Raw genomic sequence first — 17,453 nt, forward strand, 5'->3', positions numbered from 1 at the left:
CTCCGCGTCTCCGCTTCGTTCCGTCCGCTGCACCGTGTCTGCTTGTCTGCGTCTCCGGTAAAGGGGCTTCTAAGGATAGTACACTGAGGCCGCAACCCCTAAATTGCAGAAAACGTAAGTCTCTGCATTTTGCCTTTAAAACAAGCCAAACACAGGGTTTTTGCTACCGGATTGCACATCCATCTGTAGGCCTACTTCAAGAATTCTCGGCTAATCTGACGGTCTGCAGGCCAATATCGCCAGATTTCCACCCAACCCGACTCGGAATCACGCCACATTTCCACGAACGGCCCTACTGGGTCGTTATCGATTCCCCCGCCCCGACGCAAAACGCGCCATCCTTTCGGACAGCGCGCCTGAATTGTTGTCTATCGCGTGATTAAGCGACTGCGAGTTCGTTGACGAAGTCGATATCGTCCGCATCCCGCACGCCCCAAAGCGTAATTTTGTCGTGACCACCCTCCAAAGTGATCTCAACCGAGAAGAACGTTTCTCGGATACGTCCGATTTCGGCACCACCGAGATCAATCGCATCTTCATCTGTATCGAAGTCAAAGATTGTGGTCCGGTCGTGCGATCTATCGGTCGCCAAGCTTTCCGAGAATACAAACGTATCCGCGCCCTTGCCGCCGAACACCATGTCGTAGCTACCGTCGCCTGCGCGCACTACGTCATCACCGGAGCCAGCAAAGACAATATCGTTGCCTTGCCCCCCGTCGATGTCGTCTGCCCCGTTGCCACCGTAGATTTTGTCATTCCCAGTCCCGCCAAGGATCACGTCGTCGCCGTTACCAGCAAAGATGTAGTCGTTGCCTTTCAGGCCTTCGATCTGATCCGCCTCGGACGTTCCCCATAGGAAGTCGCGACGGTTCGTGCCCGCAATCAGGTTCAACGTCGGTAGATCAGGTGTGAAGTCGAAGCTGACGATCACAGGATCATGGTCAGAGTTCCGCGCCGCGCTATCGCCATCGAACCAGCTTGGGTCGCGACCGAAGTCGAGATTGTAGTCAAAGGCGTCCGCCTCGTCCGCGTTGATATGCCATTCAGTCACGCCAGTAACCTTGCTGGTTAACGCACCATTCGCCAGCACATAGTCCAACGTACCGATCTGGCCATCAAACACATATGAATACGCATTTTCGCCCAGCGCGGCAGTTGCAAGGTCCGTATACCCCGCGTCAGCCAAAACGGTAATTGGATCTTCTTTGGCGTAGGCGTTGAAGTCACCCAACAGCAGGGTATTCTCGGACCCCTGCCCTGTCGGATCGCTAGCCAACCAAGCCGCAAGGATAGATGCTGCTTCGGCGCGGGTGGCGTTGTTGTTGCCCTGACCGTCGCCTTGATCTTCGTCAGCAGCCAATCCGGTCAGCGACCCTTTGGATTTCAGGTGATTGACTGAGACGGTGATTGTCTCGCCAGTATCCAAGTCTTGGAACGTCTGCGCAATTGCTGGACGGTTCAACCCGCGACCGGCGCCCAGCGGGTCGATGAAATCGCGGCCCTCAAAGTTCTCAAGGATCGCCATGTCGCCCATTAAGCCCACACCATCGATCTTGTAGATCAGACCATTCGCAATCGCGTCGCCACCTACAAACTCTTGGCCGGGGTCAACAAAGCCGTAGATCTCTGCGCCCAGTTCAGCATTCACACGCGACACAATATCTTTGATCGCAAAGTTGTCACCGGCAAAATCGTTTTCGATCTCGACCAGCCCCAAGACATCCGCGTCCATGGCGACAATCGCATTCACCAGCTTTTCAGCCTGACGTTCGAATTCTTCGACCGTATCGGCACCACGCGGATCAGAGCCATTGTCCGTGACCACACCGCTTTCGTCGATGGTAGTAAAGTAGTTCAGCACGTTCAGGCTGGCGACGGTAAAGTTGCCGCCAGTATCTTCTGGTGCGCTAGGCCGCGGGTTCGCTTGCTCGTAAACACCTTGCGCCGCGTTAATACGGAATTCACTAAACGAATAATTCACGACGCCAGTGATTGACGAGATGCTGTCACCCATACGGAAACTGTCGCTAGCCGTCAGGATACCATCGTTCCCGTCGATTACATTCAATTCAGCCGGATTCTGCTGCGGCAAACCATCGTCCAGCACCAACGTCCGCGCCGCACTATCCTTAAGATGTTGCGCGTAACCAGCAGCATCGGGATCATTGGTCTGCGCATATTGCACAAGGCGACCATCAGACGTAACATTATACTGACCGAAACGATCCAGATTAAACATCTCGGACACTGTCATACTTTGTTGGATATTCACCAACATGCCTTCGTAAGCCTCTAGGTTCGCAACCAGATTGCCCGTGCCATCATCCATAACGCCAGCAGTCGGGAAAATGACCTCAACAGCATCCGGCACGACCTGCTCTGTTGCGACAACAGAGATATTCGTCGCCGAAATCTGGGTCTGGCCAAAATATTCGCTGACCGTACCTGTTACCTCGACCAAATCACCGATTTGCACATCCACCAGCGGGTTGGTGCCGTCGAAGATAAAGATGCCCTCCGAGGTCAAATCGTTGAAGTCGTAATCAATCTCTTCTTCTTGGATATAGAACCCGCTCATATCCCCTTGCGTGCCAAGCAGACCCGCCTGGAAATCAGCTGTGACAATCGCTTGTACAGTAACGATTTGACCAACCATCGTGCTTCTATCATCAACGCCGATCACCGCCATGTCTTCGGTGCCAGCGCTACCCTGAATTTCAGAGATCAACGTGATGACAGTTGGCGGCGCGATAAAGTTGCTCGCCCCCGGTGTCGGCGCTTGGGCCACAAACGCGCCGCTGCCGTCTGGCTGGCGGGCTAATGCGTCGGTCGCGGGGGTGCCATTAGCGCTTTCGTCGAATTGCGTCGTTAACCCTAACGCGGCCAAAAGGTCGGTATCATCCGCATCGCTCGTCCCATAACCGATCGCATCCACGAGATTGACGGTCGTCGGCGCCGTTGGCGGTGTGCCAGTATATAGTGCCACCGCATCCGCGCCATTTTGCAGACCATTTGTCGTCCACGCGACATGATCAACGTTCGGTACATCCGCTGACCCAACAACAAAATAACCGTCCGCATTCGTCGTCATCCCATCAAGGGACACAGTACGATATTCGGTGTCACTGCTTCCATTGAACAGCACAAGCGACAAACCATCCAAAGACGCATTGCCAACACCGCCGTCGTAAATCTCGATGAACTCAGCGCTGTCGGTGCCGTCCTGATCGGCATCAATTTCGTTAATCACAAATGTCGGGGTCGGGGCGGGTGGCGTTACGCTATCATACGCCGCAAGCGGATATGGCGTCGCCGCAGTCGCATTGCTTGCTTGCGAATCAAAGGCATTCGGCCCCGAGAAAGACCAATTGTTAATATCAAAAACGGGATTCGCTGTTGTTCCCGGTACACGGGTCGCCCACCCGTCCATATATTCCCAAGCTTGACCGGTTCCGTCTACGTTCAGATCACCAAAGGTGTCGATCACGCTGCCATTCTCGAACAATTCAATCGCATCGTCGCCGTTGATCCCGGCGTTGCCAGTCACATAGTCCGGCGCGAAACCAAAAAACGCGGTAAATCCGTCAGTCTCGCTCGCAATATAAAGATAGGTGCCAGCCAATGCCGCCACGGCAGGGAAGGTGAATTCTTCGCCGTCCGTGCCGCCGCCGTTGTTTGCAAACCCCAGACCGTAGATCGACATGTCCGCGATGTCAGCCGTCACATAAACTTCGACCCCTTTGGGAATACCGCCAACTAACGGGCCGTCAAAAACACCTGTAATTACCATCGACATATCGTTCTCCCCAAAGATGCAGCAGCCGCAAAAGTGACCACATTCAAATTTTAAAGTGAGAGGATTTCATGACAGCTACATGACAAGTTTATATCAAATTAAACTAAACGCGGAATCCAATCCCCAGATCCCGCAGTGTCGCTGTGCCCCCCACAACACCACCATGCAACTGGAAGTGGACTTCAAAAGCAACAAATATCATGGCTTGTTTGGCAATTTCGGCTGAAACGAGCGCGAGATGCTGGTTTTGGATCAATCCGTGCAGATATTGGCCTCGGGGTCGAGCTGGACATATTCCTCGGCTGTAATCCGGTGAATCTCGGTAAACGGGATGTGCTGCCACTTGTCGACAAATTCGCGTTTCACACCGTTCCGTAGGTATTTCGTGATCTGCGGATTGCCGACAAAACCCACATTCACATTCGCGCCATGAAACCCAAGCTTCAGCCCCGGAGCAAGGCAAGCATTTGAAAGCGTTGTGAACATCAAGCAGGCGGAGTTGCAGTAGCCTTCAATCCGCACAGGTCCACCCCATAGTCGTAGAACGGCGCGATCGGTCTCGGCACTGATCAACTGACCACCACCATCGTTGCGAATTATATAGGTGCCAGTCGTCGGCAGAGGTCTGCGATCATTGCAGCCAACCAGCAGCAAGACGGACGCAAGAGCAAAGCATTTTAGCATTATTCTACCTACAGAAGGTTCTTCCGCCAAATCATGCAAAACCCAAAGCGCAATGTCAGTGGGAATTTGCCGCTTCGGCAGCGTTACGCCGTGAAACGCAAAACACGGCGCCCGAAGGCACCGCGCTTGTTAGCAAGTTACAAACGATTTAACCGACCAAATCCCAAGGTGTCGTGAACGCCCCCAACGCCTTGGTGACATCTGCCTCGGTGACCGATCCGGTCTTGGTAATCTTCGCAACCAAGCCTCGTTTTTTGTCCTCGACGACGCTTTCGATTGTCGTCCCGACACCAGCGTCTGTAAGCGCCGCATTCAAAATACGAGTGATCGCACGCTTTCGCAGATCAGGTTTGAAAATTTTACCCACTGCTGTTTTAGGCAGTTCGTCCAAAATTTCCAAATGCTTGGGATATGCTGCGCGTTCGTGAATGTGCTTTTTCGCATATTCCAGCAACTCTTCCGTTGTGATCGACGCACCGTCAACGAGTTCAACAAAGGCGCAAGGCACCTCGCCCGCATGAGCATCGGGTTGGCCAATCGCGCCCGCAAACGCGACCGCATCGTGACCGGCCAACGCCTCTTCAATCTCGGCAGGATCGATGTTGTGACCACCGCGAATGATCAAATCTTTTGCCCGCCCCGTAATCCAAAGATAACCGTCCGGATCAATACGGCCCAAATCGCCAGTCCGCAGGTATTGCACCTCTTCACCCGCAGGATTTTCGGCACCGGGGTAGAACAAGTCGTTGTTTTTAGCAGTTTCTGTGTAGGTTTTACCGTCATAGACGCCTGGCGATGCCACGCAAATCTCGCCGATCTCATCTACGCCGCAATCAGTTTGGGTCGACACAGAGACGATACGTACCTTGGTGTAGGGGAACGGCAAGCCGATAGAACCAACACGCTTTTCGCCGTCAGGAGGGTTGATCGACACTAAGCAAGTCGCTTCGGTCAGCCCGTAGCCTTCGCAGATCGACAACTTGCCCGGTTTGTCCGTGGTCGCGTCATTCACCACTTTTTCGAACCGTTTATAGAGTTCAAGAGGCAACGGCGCTGACCCGCAGAACGCAATGCGCAGGGTGGAAATGTCACAATTGCCAACGGGACGCTGCATCAATGCAGACAAGGCCGTCGGGACCGTAATCATAAATGTAACCTTGTGACGTTCGATCAACTTCCAGAAATTGTCGAAAACACCGTCGCCACGATAACCTTGTGGCGTCGGGAAAACGACATGCGCCCCGGAACCAAGCGATGCACCTAGCGATACGATGGCGGCGAAAACATGGAACAGCGGAAGCGGACAAATCTGTACGTCTTCTTCGGTAAACAGCAGACGATCGCCGAGCCAAGCATTGTAAATAATGCCTGAATAGCGGTGTTGGGCAACCTTTGGCATCCCCGTCGTGCCACCAGTATGGAAATACGCTGCGACCCGGTCTTCGGTGCTATCCGCAAAGGCTAGTTCGCGGCCGTGATTTGCCATCTCTTTACGGAAATCAACGATTTTCGCAGAATGCTTCACCTCGACCTTAGGACGAATCCAAGGCACAATAAATTTCTTTATACCGGTCAGATAGCGCAGCAAATCGACTTCAACGACAGACTTAACGTTTGGGGCAAGCGCCACCGCGTCGGCTGCTTTTTGGGCAACGTCCGTTTTCGGGAATGCCTTGAGCGTAACGAGCACTTTTGCACCCGTTTCACGTAGAATCGCAGCGATTTGTTCGGCATCAAGTAGTGGGTTAATCGGGTTCACGATACCCGCAACCTGCCCGCCCAAATACGTCAGAATGGTTTCGGATGTGTTCGGCAATAAGAACGCGACCACATCTGTTTCCCCAACGCCAAGCGCACGAAACATGTTCGCGGCTTGCGCAACTTGCGCACGTAATTCTGCCCACGACAGCGTATCTGCCGGTGCACCATCATCAGAAAACATCTGGAATGTCACCGCAGGGCGATTCGGAAAGGCCGCGGCAGTTTTGGTAATTTGTCCAAACGTGGTGACGGGCAAACCCCGGTCGTCCCACGACATCTCGTTTTCAATCGCGTTGCGATCTGCCATGTTTACATAAGACATTTCCGGTCTCCTCCCGTTAAATTACCCGCAGCTTGTCGTGCTTTGGGCCTCCCTCGCGACAGGATGTGTGTTTTGCGCATTTCGCGCAAGTCTAACGCCGCGTTTTGAAGGGATTATTCCGCAGCGGCACCTGCTGTAAATTGCAGACGTGCAAGACGCGCATACAAACCGTCTTGCGCAACAAGACTATCATGCGTCCCTTCGGCAACGATTTTACCCGCATCAAATACGATGATACGGTCAGCTTTTTTCACAGTCGCCAAACGGTGCGCCACAATCAATGTGGTTCGCGTGCGCGCCAAATCTTCGACCGCCGCCTGCACTGCACTTTCGCTTTCCGCATCCAACGCCGATGTCGCTTCGTCCAGCAACAGAATCGGCGCATCCCGCAAAATGGCGCGTGCAATTGCGATCCGCTGTTTTTGACCTCCTGACAACATAACACCACGTTCACCAACGTAGCTGTCATAACCATCCGGCAAAGCCGTTAAGAAATCATGAGCAGCAGCGGCTTTTGCAGCACTTTCAACATCAGCATCAGTAGCCGTCGGTCGCCCAAAACGAATGTTCTCGCGTGCTGTATCTGCAAAAATGACCGGATCCTGCGGAACAAGCGCCATGTGATGCCGAAATTCAGCACGTTGCATGTCGCGCAGATCAACGCCACCAACTGTGATCGCCCCTTCGGAAGGGTCGTAAAACCGTTGAATCAGTTGGATAATTGTCGTTTTTCCGGCCCCCGAAGGACCGACCAACGCAACCGTTTCACCTGGCTTCACAACCAGGTTAATGCCGTCCAATGCAGACACAGTCGGACGCCCTGGATAGCGGAAAACCACGTTCTGAAACGCAATTTCACCCTTGTGAAGATCAGGAACGGCAACAACGTCTGCGGGATCGGCAACTGCATCTTCCGCAGTGAGCAATTCGACCAGACGTTCGGTGGCCCCTGCGGCGCGCTGCAATTCGCCCCAAACCTCGGTTAACGCCCCAACAGCACCTGCGACCATGACGGCATAAATCACGAATTGGACCAGTTCGCCGACCGTCATCATGCCTTCGCGCACGTCATGCGCACCGATCCAGAGCACGCCAACAACGCCCGAAAAGATCAGGAAAATAACGATCATCGTCATCAAAGCACGGGTGCCGATCCGGTTCTTAGCCGAGACAAAGCTCTTTTCCGTCATCCCATCAAAACGCCCGCGACTGATCTCTTCGTGGGTGAACGCTTGGACAGCCTGCACTGACAGTAAAGCCTCGGACGCATTGCCCGAACTCGCCGCAATCCAGTCTTGATTTTCGCGGCTCAACTTACGCAAGCGACGCCCAAGCACCACGATTGGGATCACGATCGCAGGCACGATAAGCAGCACAAGCCCCGTCAATTTTGCTGAGGTGAACATCAGCAACACCAATCCGCCCAGCAAAATCAATACGTTGCGCAAGGCAACAGACACCGACGACCCGATGACAGACAAGATCAGCGTCGTGTCTGTGGTGATCCGGCTCAATACCTCACCCGTCATGACTTTTTCGAAAAACGCGGGCGACATCCCTATCATGCGATCGAACACGGCCATCCGGATATCGGCCACGACACGCTCACCCAGCCGCGTGACAAGGTAGTATCGCATCGCCGTGCCGACCGCCAATAAAGCCGCGATTAATAGCGCCGCACCAAAATACTGATCTAGGATCGACGTTGCCGCCCCTTCGAAATTATCGACGACGCGCCGCACTGCCAAAGGTAGGATTAACGAGACCATCGCCGTTAACGTCAATGCCCCAAGTGCCGCGAACATCATGGCGCGGTAAGGTGCCATGAACGGCCAGAGTTGCCCGAGCACGCCAATCTTTTTCGATGACTTTCGTTCTTCGTCTTTTGGTGGTGGTGCGTCAGCCATTGCTCTGTCCCAGCATTGTTTGCCTCGACATAATCGTCAGCAGCCTGAACCACAAGTCACGGGAAAATCACTGAAAAGAGGATATTGGAGCGGGCGGCGGGAATCGAACCCGCATCTTCAGTTTGGAAAACTGAGGTCTTAACCATTACACAACGCCCGCGCGCTATAGTGGTGGAATAGGCCATGAAACGAATAGCGTCAAGCGCTCACAGTTTTGCCTCATTTGCGCCCAAATTGGACGACATACCTACTGGGGATCGGGGGATTGAAATGCTCAAAGGGATTCGCGCTATGCCAAGTCTATCAACACTTCTAAAGTCCGCGGCGCTTGCTAGCGTTACCGCATTTGCGGCGACCTCAGCGCATGCGCAGGATTACACTGTTTATGTCTACGAAAAAGGGTATTTTCCGAACGTTATCTACACTGACGGGATCACTCGCATCAGATTCGTCAACAAAACAAGATATAGCGTAGGCTTGGACACAGAACAGTCGCGTCAAATTATCGAAAACCGCATCTACTCTGGTAATTCCGCCTATGTAGAACTTTCGAAGATTGCAGGACGCACGCTCGCAACGCCATATCTTTATAACGTAGGTCGTTACAATGCTCGCGAGTTGGACTTTGTAGCAGGCGTCGCACCTGATTCCTAAACGATCGGATCCAGCAACCCTGCCCCACTGGCTTTGTTACTGTTGACCGCTGTACCGACACGATGAAACGAAAGCGCGTCTTCGGGCGCGCTTTTCATTAATACAGCTGCGCCCTTTCCAGGTTCACCTAGCCAAAGCGGCCAATCCGGCGCGGTCAAAATAACGGGTATCCGGTGGTGAATACGCGCCATAGCGAGATTTGCGCCCGTTGTCACAATTGCACAGGTTGTCAGCCGTTCGCCATCACGCTCCCAATCTTGCCAAATGCCAGCCATGACGAGCGGCGCGCGATCCGCGCGTTGAATAAACCAAGGCAGCGGTTTGGCGTCACCATCCCGAAACCATTCATAAAACCCCGTGACGGGAATCAAGCACCGCCGCGCCCGACAAGCGGCGCGAAACGCTGGTTTTTCAGCAAGCGTTTCCGCCCTAGCACTTATCAAAAGCGGCCCGCCGTTCGGCTTTTTGTACCAATCAGGAATAAAGCCCCATCGCATCGGCCGTAATCGACGCCCTCCGCCGCCTGCAGTCACCACCGAAATTTGAACTGTGGGACAGACGTTGTAATCAGGCACAGGCGGCAAATCATTCGCAGGCACAGCCTCGAACATCTGCACCATCGCATCATGTGGCAACGTCATCGCTATTCGTCCACACATATTTATGCGTCCTCCTCATTCATTTCGCTCACAACAACTCCCCTCGGAGGGTCCACCAAAAGAAAACGCGCCGCAGTTGCCCGCGACGCGCTGTGATTTCCTAAACTCAGCTTATTTTGCTGTGATACGGCCATCCGTGTAAGGCGTATATGCGCCGCCTTCTGCCATGTATTCAGCCATAACTTCCGCAACATCTGGACCGAAATCGTAGGCGTTCGCGGCGTCTTTGAACATTTCATAACCGTCGCCGCCGTTCCGAACATAGTTGTTCGATACAACGCCGTAGGTCGCAGTCGGATCAATCGGCTCGCCGCCAACCATCACATCAGAGACGCGCGATCCAGCTTCGGCCGCCGCATCGAACGCAAAGGACATGCCTGCAACTTGTGGGAAACGACCAGCGCCGTCCTCAACTTGGCCGACGCCATTTTCAAGCGCCGCAACAATCACGTCACCAGTCACTTGGAACGTGGACAGCGTGTTTTGGAAAGGCAAAACGGTGTAAACTTCACCCATTGTCACCGGCCCCGCATCAATAGAGGCTCGCACACCACCACCGTTTTGAATAGCGATCTGAATACCTTGGTCTTGGACGCGGTCTAACATCGCATCAGCAATCAACGTACCCATCGGACATTCGGCCGCACGGCAAAGATCACGTGAACCAACGATCTCTTCCGCAGTTTCAGCAACAACCTTGGTGCGAATTTCTTCAAGTGGAACGGCCAGTTCAGCGATACGGGCCAGTACGTCTTCGTTTTCAGCAACTTGACTATCGATCAGAATCGGCTCGCCTGCGGCCTCGGTAATGACCCCCTCGTCGTCAAAGGTTACATTCAGCTCGCCCAAGAATTTCCCGTAGGCATAGGCCTGAACCACAGCCGTATCGCCAACCATTGTGGGATACGGACCTTCGGCACTGTCATTTGTATTCGAGAGCAGCGTATTGGTGTGGCCGCCAACGATCACATCAACACCAGTTGTGTTTTCAGCAACGTTGATGTCCGTCGCGTAGCCAGAGTGGGACAGAACGATAATCTTGTTCACACCTTCGGCTGTGAGTTTATCAACTTCACCCTGCACAGCAGCGATTGGGTCAGAGAAAGTCACGTGGTCGCCAGGCGACGCCAATTCGGCAGTATCTTCTGGTGTCAGGCCGATCAGGCCGATCTTTTCACCACCACGTTCGATCACAGTGGATTTCGCCAGCTTGTCAGCAAGCAAAGGCTCTGACGAGACGTCAGCATTTGACATCAGCACAGGAAACTCAACGGCGTCCATAAACCCGGCAAGAACCTCTGGACCGTCATCGAATTCGTGGTTGCCCACGGTCATCGCATCATACCCAAGCAGGTTCATGAATTCTGCCGTCATGGTCCCTTTATAATACGTATAGAATAACGTACCGTTAAACTGGTCACCACCATCAACCAAAATTGCGTTGTTCGACCGCGCACGCGCATCGGTCACAGCATTTACAAGGCGCGCCGTACCACCAAAACATTCGCCAGCCGTGTTATCTTCAGCGCCACATGGACCGTCGTATTTGCTGATCGGCTCATGGCGATCATGATAGTCGTTGGTGTGCAGAATCGTCAGGCTATAGTCAGCTGCGGCTGCGCCGGCTGTCAGCGCAAACGCGCATGTCGTTGTCAGAATCCGTGAAAGCATTTTGGGTCCCCCAAGTTGAATTAAAGGTATCGTGACCTCGCCAATGCGCAGAGTCAAATACCGCTTGCACCTCTGCTAGGGGCAATTTGTGACGTATGCATAACATTTGATCGCCTTGACCAATCGCGTGCAAACCGCCAAACGATTAGCATGTTGATATACAAAATTTTTCGCGCTCCAGAGTGGGCAGAGTTACAGAAAAACGGCGAAACCGCTGGTGCGCCCATCGACTTGACTGATGGCTACATCCACTTTTCGGGCGCGGACACGGTCGCTAAAACCGCCGCGTTGTACTTTGCTGATGCTGAAAACCTCATTCTGGTTGCAGTTGAATCGGATGGCTTGTCAGATTTGGTTTGGGAAGAATCGCGGGGCGGTGCATTATTCCCGCATCTATTCCGCAAATTAACCATGTCAGACGTTTCTTGGCATCGGCCGCTTCTCTTCGTGGACGGCATTCATCAATTTCCGGCAGACCTATGAATTTATTAGAAGAATACGGCCTCAAGGCGCTTCACAAGTTAGATCCAGAGGTGGCTCATGGACTTGCCATTACTGCGTTAAACGCTGGGCTCGGGCCACGTGGCGGCCCATTTTCATCAGATCGGTTGCGCACCTCGGTAGCGGGCCTCGACATGCCCAATCCCGTCGGACTTGCCGCTGGTTTTGACAAGAACGCCACTGCACTACATGCTCTGTCCCTTACGGGTTTTGGATTTCTTGAAGTCGGCGCAGCGACGCCTCGCGCGCAATCCGGTAATCCCAAAAAACGGCTCTTTCGGTTGACCGAAGATCAAGCCGCGATCAACCGCTTTGGCTTTAACAACGAAGGCATGTACGCGATTGAGCCACGCTTGGCGCAGCGTCCTGCAGGCATCATCGGCCTCAACCTAGGCGCGAACAAAGACAGCGATGACCGCGCCGAAGATTTTGCCCGCGTGCTAACGCATTGCGGCCCGCGTCTTGATTTCGCAACGGTTAACGTGTCGTCGCCCAACACCGAAAAGCTGCGCGACCTGCAAGGCAAAGAGGCGCTGGCAGCACTGTTATCTGGCGTCATGGAGGCGAACGATAAGCTCGACAGATCCATACCGATTTTCCTGAAAATCGCACCAGATTTGACGCCCGCTGATATCGAAGACGTCGCTGAAGTCGCGACGCAAGCACAGCTCTCCGCGATTATCGCAACGAACACCACGTTGGACCGCGAAGGTTTGAAAAGTGCAAATGCGAACGAGAAAGGTGGGCTTTCTGGGCAACCGCTGTTCGAAAAGTCCACACGTGCGCTAGCCCAACTTAGCGGCCTGACACCCCTGCCGATCATTGGCGTTGGGGGCGTTGGAACCGCTGAACAAGCCTACCAGAAAATTCGCGCTGGTGCCTGCGCGGTACAACTATACACCGCGCTTGTGTATGGTGGAATTTCGCTCGTTGACGACATCACACGCGGGCTTGACCAGTTGCTGCTGCGTGATGGCTTTGCCAACGTCATTGACGCGGTCGGTGCGGGACGGTCTGATTGGACTTAAACCGCAAAATGCACGCCTAAAGTGTATCAAGCCAAGCGGGAAGCTCTGCAATCGATTTAAGAATGACATCCGCATGCGGTGAAAGAACTCTACGCGAAGCTGGGCCCGTCAGCACACCAACACAACGCATTCCAGCGGCCCTACCAGCATGTAAATCATGCAAACTGTCGCCGATCATGACGCATTGCTGAGGTTTTAGTTTAAGTTGTTCACAAAATCCAAGCAGCTGACCAGCGGCAGGTTTCGCGCCAAAGCCGCTATCGAAGCCGGCAATAAAATCAAACACCTCAGTGACGCCTGCCGCAGTCAAATTTGCACGCGCCGGACCTTCGGCATCATTAGTCGCGATCCCTAAGGCGAACCCTGACGCCTTCAATTCGTCGAAAAACGTTTTCAAGTCAGTAACTTGCACTTGTGGAGTACTAGCGGTCGCGGCAGTCATCCTATCCATGAGCGCCGACAGATCGCGATCAATGGTATAAGGTAAAATGGCTTCGGCCACCTGATGGGAGGTTGACGCAATCACAATACTCTCAGGGAAGAACACCGATTTTTTCATATCGAAACCAAGGACTTGCGCTAATTTATCGCGAAGCGCTGGATCATGTGCACTTTCTGTTTCAATCAGCGTTTTTGTGATCACGCCCCATGTTTTGTCGAAATCAAAAAGAGTGCCGTCCTTGTCAAAAATCAGCCCCGCAACCTTCACGTCCAATGCACGGCCTCCGCACCAGGCAACGCATACCGCGCCATAAGCGGTTGATCATATGGGATATTAACTGTGTCACAAAATGCCATGACCCACGCATCATCCATCGTGATGAATTCCAAAACCGACGCCTGAAACGCGGGGTCAGTCGCACGTGCACGCAGATCATCGACTGAACTGCCCGTGGCACCTAAAAATGTCGGGCACAAATCGTCATTTCCCACCAGCCAACCAAGGGCCTGTAGTGCAATCGTTTCAGCATGTTCTGGACTCATTCGTGTCACCTCGTTCGTTAGAAACAATATCTTAACGTTTCCACGTCAAGTTGAACACAGGGGCCGGGTGGAACAAGCCCTCTTAGAAGGAAATACGATGTCAGGTAGAATACTGATTATCGATGCGGTCGCGACAAATCGTATCGTCATGAAGGTGAAACTCCTTTCGGCTCAATATGATGCCGTTGCATGCGCAACGCAAAGCGAAGCACTTGCAACGTTTTCCGAACAGCGACCTGATCTCATCGTGGTGAATTTGAGCGATCAAACCGAAGATCATCATGCGTTTTGTCGTAATTTAAAAGACGATCCCGCAACAGCCAGCATTTCAATTGTTGGGACCGGTATCGCAGACACATCACGGGCGCGTTTTGCAGCATTAGATGCTGGGGCGGATGACGTCCTAACAAATCCAGTCAACGATGTGCTGCTGCATGCACGCATCCGAAGCCTACTGCGGACGCGTCATACGCCATCTGAACTATGGATGCGTGAAGGCACGCAAAGGGCGCTTGGCTTCGAAGAATCGCCCACTGGCTTTGAACGCCCCTCACGCATTACGTTGCTCACCGCAAATTCGGTCCTGAGCACAGGTTTGATCGCGCGCTTAAACCGGATCAACCCGCTGGGAGTAGCCGTTGTTGGGTTCGATGCGGTGCTCAAGGAACGGTCTGACATGGAACAGCCGGACATTTTTGTGATCGACAGCAACACGATGCTCAATCCAAGAGAAGACCTCTTTCGACTCGTTGCAGATTTGCGTTCACGGGCGCAGACTAAACATATTTCGCAACTTGTTAGCCTACCGGCCGATGCGGTTGAAACTGCGGCAATGGCATTGGATCTTGGCGCGGACGATGTCGTCACATCACAAATCGCCTCAGATGAGCTTTGCATTCGATGCACCGCCCTCACACGACGCAAACGTCAACAAGAACGACTGCGCACAACCGTACGAGATGGCCTGCAAGCGGCGGTAACAGACCCACTAACCGGCCTTTATAACCGGAGATACGCGACGCCCTATCTTATGGAAATTGCAAAGCAATCTAAAAAGACCGGACAAGAGTTCGCGGTCATGATGATCGACATCGACCATTTCAAGCGCATCAACGATACACACGGGCATGCAGCCGGCGACGCTGTCTTGATTGAGCTTGCACATCGTCTACGCGGCAATTTACGTGCAATTGACCTGATCGCCCGTGTCGGCGGCGAGGAATTTCTTGTCGCCCTCCCACATAGCACAGCAGAACAGGCGCAGGCTGCGGCCAACCGTTTGTGCCGCCTTGTAAATCAAAAACACTTTGATATCGGCAACAAATCACGACCGCTGCATGTCACGATCTCTGTTGGTGTCGCCGTGGGCTGTGCGGAAAGCACGGAAATGATTTGTGCTGACGATATGTGCCACCAAGCAGACGACGCACTTTACGTTGCAAAATCGGCAGGACGTGACCGTGTTTCATTCGCCCATTCAGCCGCCTGAATTGACCTCGTCCGGCGGCGGACGGCGATCGTTTCGTTCGTCCCGCCGCGCAACGCCGTCACGCAAGCGCTTGGCAAACGCAGACCTTTCTTCCGCGGACATTTCCGTCACATGGGAAACGAAGACCCCCAGTGCGCGTTCCTGCAACACTGTCTGCTGATTTTGTTGCTCACGGATGACCAGCGCAAGCGCTTCGGGATCAAAAGGTTGCATCTTCACCGTTTCCACCAAGCTTTCGAAAGCTGCGCGGCGATCACGGTGGGTTTGCCCCCGCTGTTCCATGCCTTGCCGCAACTGTTCACCAATAGCGCGACGGTCCTTGGTAGACAGCGCAGACGTCAACGCGCCCAGTTGCACATCAAACCCACGGGGTGGCCCGCCGCCGTCTCGCAAATATGCGCCGCCAGCAACGCCAATCATCAGAAGGTTAACCGCGAGCGATGTCACCAAAACAATACGCCAAATTCTACGTGGTTTAGTCTGTTGCATCACTTCAACCATCCAATCCATCTGCAAAATTTCCCAGCATATCGCCGCCGAACAAGTCTACCGTTTGGGTTGAGCCTAATACTGTAGTCGCCATAGATTCGAGCCCAACAGGAGGTGCGACACCAATCCAAAGCCCGGCCACGCCTGCCAAAGCAAGCCCGCCAACACCTGGCCAGCCGCCGATAATATCCAAAACTGACGACCAAATGCTGCGTTTCGTCACGTCGTTTAAATGCGGCTGCACTTGTTCAGCGTCAATCATTACCCGCGCCATCAAATCCTGCGGCACGACCGGTTTCATCAGCGCGGTTTGCGCGAGTAGATTATCAAGTTCAATTTGATCTCGATCAGTCATCGTCATATCCCAGTGTTGCGCGGCGTCCGGCTAAAAGATTGGCCAGCGCCCGCTTTCCACGTGCCGTTAAACTTTCCACGGACCGCACGCTAATGTCCATGATCTCTGCTATTTCAGGGTTCGCGAGCCCTTCGAGGTGGCGCAATGACACAGCCTGCGCCTGCCGTTCTGGCAATTGGCCCAACGCATCGGACAATGCCGTCATCCGCGCGTTCGTCTGCATCTGTTCGGCGACGCCCGGCGTTGGATCAGCAGGCTCAGCAATCTGATCCATGCCAACAGACCCTGCACGTTGTCGCTTTCGCAACCTATCCGTGCATAAATTTGCGACCACACGGTAAAGCCACGTCGAAATTTGGGCTTCCCCGTCTCGCCAATCTGGCGCAATCTTCCAAAGCCGCATCATCGCATCCTGCGCGACATCTTCGGCTTCGATGCGATCCGTTAACATACGCGTCGCCTGCCCTAACACGCCCGGTAACAACCGTGCAGCTAAGGTTTGCGCCGCGCCGGAATCGCCTGCGGCATAAGCCGCAAGCAAAGCCGCGTCGGACGTCGAGGGGTCAATCGCATCTGTCATCTGCTGTGAAGCCACATCATTTTCTAAGCACAAACAACCCCTCTTCGCATCTATTCAGCCGCGATCGCCACGTGCTTCACGACCTTCGCCGCGCTTGTCGCCGTGTTCACCGCGACGTCCACCGCGTTCGTGATCTGCAGCGGCCTCGAACTCTTCGGCGCTCAGAACACCGTCGTCGTTGGCATCAGCCCGCTCGAACATCCGTTCGCCACGGTCGCTGTCGCGTTCTGGCATTTCGCTTTGTTGGATCTCGCCATCGCCGTTTTCGTCGAGTTTTTCCATCATGCGTTCGACCATTTTCGCAGCACGGTCCTCAGCGCGCTCTGACGCTTGGGCCAAAAGCTCTGCTTCAGACAACGCGCCGTTGCCATCCGTGTCGGCGGTCGCAAAGCGCTGTTCGCCTTGTGCTTGCAACTCGGTGATTGAGATTGCGCCATCGCCGTTAGTATCCAAGGTTGCGAAATCTGGGCGCTCTTGCGCCACAGCGCCGGTCGCGACCAACCCAAAACCTGCGACGATTGCTGCCATCAATACTTGAGTTTTCATAGTCTTTCCTTTTCAGTCATTGCCGGA

General features: G+C 53.8%; 16 protein-coding genes and 1 tRNA gene. 4 read left to right on the forward strand and 13 right to left on the reverse strand.

Going from position 1 to position 17,453, the window contains the following annotated elements:
• Nucleotides 1–379: 379 nt before the first annotated feature.
• The 5 genes from FHS72_RS13330 to FHS72_RS13350 all read right to left on the reverse strand — a co-directional run bounded on the left by FHS72_RS13330 (nt 380) and on the right by FHS72_RS13350 (nt 8,630).
• Complete coding sequence (locus tag FHS72_RS13330; protein ID WP_183529961.1) at nt 380–3,796, reverse strand: ExeM/NucH family extracellular endonuclease; 3,417 nt, start codon at nt 3,794–3,796, stop codon at nt 380–382.
• A gap of 252 nt (nt 3,797–4,048) precedes the next feature.
• Complete coding sequence (locus FHS72_RS13335) at nt 4,049–4,480, reverse strand: hypothetical protein (RefSeq protein WP_183529963.1); 432 nt, start codon at nt 4,478–4,480, stop codon at nt 4,049–4,051.
• Nucleotides 4,481–4,628: 148 nt separating this feature from the next.
• Entirely contained in the window at nt 4,629–6,563 is a 1,935-nt protein-coding gene (locus FHS72_RS13340; protein ID WP_183529965.1) for an acyl-CoA synthetase, read from the reverse strand.
• Nucleotides 6,564–6,676: 113 nt separating this feature from the next.
• Nucleotides 6,677–8,470 (reverse strand): ABC transporter transmembrane domain-containing protein, encoded by a 1,794-nt coding sequence (locus FHS72_RS13345; RefSeq protein ID WP_183529967.1) that lies wholly within the window; start codon nt 8,468–8,470, stop codon nt 6,677–6,679.
• 85 nt (nt 8,471–8,555) lie between these two features.
• Nucleotides 8,556–8,630: transfer RNA gene (locus FHS72_RS13350), tRNA-Gly, on the reverse strand.
• A 23-nt stretch (nt 8,631–8,653) separates the two neighbouring features.
• Here FHS72_RS13350 and FHS72_RS13355 point away from each other — a divergent pair.
• Complete coding sequence (locus FHS72_RS13355) at nt 8,654–9,124, forward strand: hypothetical protein (RefSeq protein ID WP_183529969.1); 471 nt, start codon at nt 8,654–8,656, stop codon at nt 9,122–9,124.
• Here the strand turns inward: FHS72_RS13355 and FHS72_RS13360 are convergent.
• Together FHS72_RS13360 and FHS72_RS13365 are read right to left on the reverse strand one after the other, a co-directional pair.
• The gene (locus tag FHS72_RS13360; protein ID WP_183529971.1) at nt 9,121–9,783 is read right to left on the reverse strand and encodes an SOS response-associated peptidase; all 663 of its coding nucleotides are present in this window, start codon (nt 9,781–9,783) and stop codon (nt 9,121–9,123) included. The two genes, FHS72_RS13355 and FHS72_RS13360, sit on opposite strands and share 4 nt — an antisense overlap.
• Nucleotides 9,784–9,894: 111 nt before the next feature.
• On the reverse strand, nt 9,895–11,454 hold the full coding sequence (locus FHS72_RS13365) for a bifunctional metallophosphatase/5'-nucleotidase (protein ID WP_183529973.1): 1,560 nt from the start codon (nt 11,452–11,454) through the stop codon (nt 9,895–9,897).
• Nucleotides 11,455–11,604: 150 nt separating this feature from the next.
• Between FHS72_RS13365 and FHS72_RS13370 the strand changes: the two genes are divergently transcribed.
• Complete coding sequence (locus FHS72_RS13370) at nt 11,605–11,937, forward strand: DUF952 domain-containing protein (RefSeq protein ID WP_183529975.1); 333 nt, start codon at nt 11,605–11,607, stop codon at nt 11,935–11,937.
• Nucleotides 11,934–12,983, forward strand: coding sequence for a quinone-dependent dihydroorotate dehydrogenase (locus FHS72_RS13375; protein WP_183529977.1), 1,050 nt, complete (start codon nt 11,934–11,936; stop codon nt 12,981–12,983). Before FHS72_RS13370 ends, FHS72_RS13375 begins: the two co-directional genes overlap by 4 nt.
• 16 nt (nt 12,984–12,999) lie before the next feature.
• Here the strand turns inward: FHS72_RS13375 and FHS72_RS13380 are convergent, their stop codons facing one another.
• A complete protein-coding gene (locus FHS72_RS13380; RefSeq protein ID WP_183530219.1) occupies nt 13,000–13,692 on the reverse strand; it encodes an HAD-IA family hydrolase in 693 nt (230 codons plus the stop codon).
• The gene (locus FHS72_RS13385) at nt 13,689–13,967 is read right to left on the reverse strand and encodes a DUF3572 domain-containing protein (protein WP_183529979.1); all 279 of its coding nucleotides are present in this window, start codon (nt 13,965–13,967) and stop codon (nt 13,689–13,691) included. Before FHS72_RS13385 ends, FHS72_RS13380 begins: the two co-directional genes overlap by 4 nt.
• Between FHS72_RS13385 and FHS72_RS13390 the strand changes: the two genes are divergently transcribed.
• The gene (locus FHS72_RS13390) at nt 13,876–15,456 is read left to right on the forward strand and encodes a diguanylate cyclase (RefSeq protein WP_343042691.1); all 1,581 of its coding nucleotides are present in this window, start codon (nt 13,876–13,878) and stop codon (nt 15,454–15,456) included. The genes FHS72_RS13385 and FHS72_RS13390 overlap by 92 nt on opposite strands.
• Here FHS72_RS13390 and FHS72_RS13395 read toward each other — a convergent pair.
• From FHS72_RS13395 to FHS72_RS13410, 4 genes are read right to left on the reverse strand one after another with little or no spacing between them, the layout of a single operon-like run.
• Nucleotides 15,445–15,945, reverse strand: coding sequence for a periplasmic heavy metal sensor (locus FHS72_RS13395; protein WP_183529983.1), 501 nt, complete (start codon nt 15,943–15,945; stop codon nt 15,445–15,447). The genes FHS72_RS13390 and FHS72_RS13395 overlap by 12 nt on opposite strands.
• A 4-nt stretch (nt 15,946–15,949) precedes the next feature.
• On the reverse strand, nt 15,950–16,300 hold the full coding sequence (locus FHS72_RS13400; protein WP_183529985.1) for a hypothetical protein: 351 nt from the start codon (nt 16,298–16,300) through the stop codon (nt 15,950–15,952).
• Nucleotides 16,293–16,880, reverse strand: a complete 588-nt coding sequence (locus FHS72_RS13405) for an RNA polymerase sigma factor (protein WP_183530221.1) — start codon at nt 16,878–16,880, stop codon at nt 16,293–16,295. The genes FHS72_RS13400 and FHS72_RS13405 overlap by 8 nt, the downstream gene beginning before the upstream one ends.
• A gap of 54 nt (nt 16,881–16,934) precedes the next feature.
• On the reverse strand, nt 16,935–17,426 hold the full coding sequence (locus FHS72_RS13410) for an EF-hand domain-containing protein (protein WP_183529987.1): 492 nt from the start codon (nt 17,424–17,426) through the stop codon (nt 16,935–16,937).
• Nucleotides 17,427–17,453: the final 27 nt, after the last annotated feature.

The organism is Yoonia ponticola (assembly GCF_014199395.1).
Lineage (GTDB): Bacteria > Pseudomonadota > Alphaproteobacteria > Rhodobacterales > Rhodobacteraceae > Yoonia > Yoonia ponticola.

Bases quoted from the DNA above. Each gene is read 5' to 3' on its own strand.
- FHS72_RS13330 (WP_183529961.1), bottom strand. From the start codon at position 3,796: ATGTCGATGGTAATTACAGGTGTTTTTGACGGCCCGTTAGTTGGCGGT.
- FHS72_RS13335 (WP_183529963.1), bottom strand. From the start codon at position 4,480: ATGCTAAAATGCTTTGCTCTTGCGTCCGTCTTGCTGCTGGTTGGCTGC.
- FHS72_RS13340 (WP_183529965.1), bottom strand. From the start codon at position 6,563: ATGTCTTATGTAAACATGGCAGATCGCAACGCGATTGAAAACGAGATG.
- FHS72_RS13345 (WP_183529967.1), bottom strand. From the start codon at position 8,470: ATGGCTGACGCACCACCACCAAAAGACGAAGAACGAAAGTCATCGAAA.
- FHS72_RS13355 (WP_183529969.1), top strand. From the start codon at position 8,654: ATGAAACGAATAGCGTCAAGCGCTCACAGTTTTGCCTCATTTGCGCCC.
- FHS72_RS13360 (WP_183529971.1), bottom strand. From the start codon at position 9,783: ATGTGTGGACGAATAGCGATGACGTTGCCACATGATGCGATGGTGCAG.
- FHS72_RS13365 (WP_183529973.1), bottom strand. From the start codon at position 11,454: ATGCTTTCACGGATTCTGACAACGACATGCGCGTTTGCGCTGACAGCC.
- FHS72_RS13370 (WP_183529975.1), top strand. From the start codon at position 11,605: ATGTTGATATACAAAATTTTTCGCGCTCCAGAGTGGGCAGAGTTACAG.
- FHS72_RS13375 (WP_183529977.1), top strand. From the start codon at position 11,934: ATGAATTTATTAGAAGAATACGGCCTCAAGGCGCTTCACAAGTTAGAT.
- FHS72_RS13385 (WP_183529979.1), bottom strand. From the start codon at position 13,967: ATGAGTCCAGAACATGCTGAAACGATTGCACTACAGGCCCTTGGTTGG.
- FHS72_RS13395 (WP_183529983.1), bottom strand. From the start codon at position 15,945: ATGCAACAGACTAAACCACGTAGAATTTGGCGTATTGTTTTGGTGACA.
- FHS72_RS13400 (WP_183529985.1), bottom strand. From the start codon at position 16,300: ATGACTGATCGAGATCAAATTGAACTTGATAATCTACTCGCGCAAACC.
- FHS72_RS13405 (WP_183530221.1), bottom strand. From the start codon at position 16,880: ATGACAGATGCGATTGACCCCTCGACGTCCGACGCGGCTTTGCTTGCG.
- FHS72_RS13410 (WP_183529987.1), bottom strand. From the start codon at position 17,426: ATGAAAACTCAAGTATTGATGGCAGCAATCGTCGCAGGTTTTGGGTTG.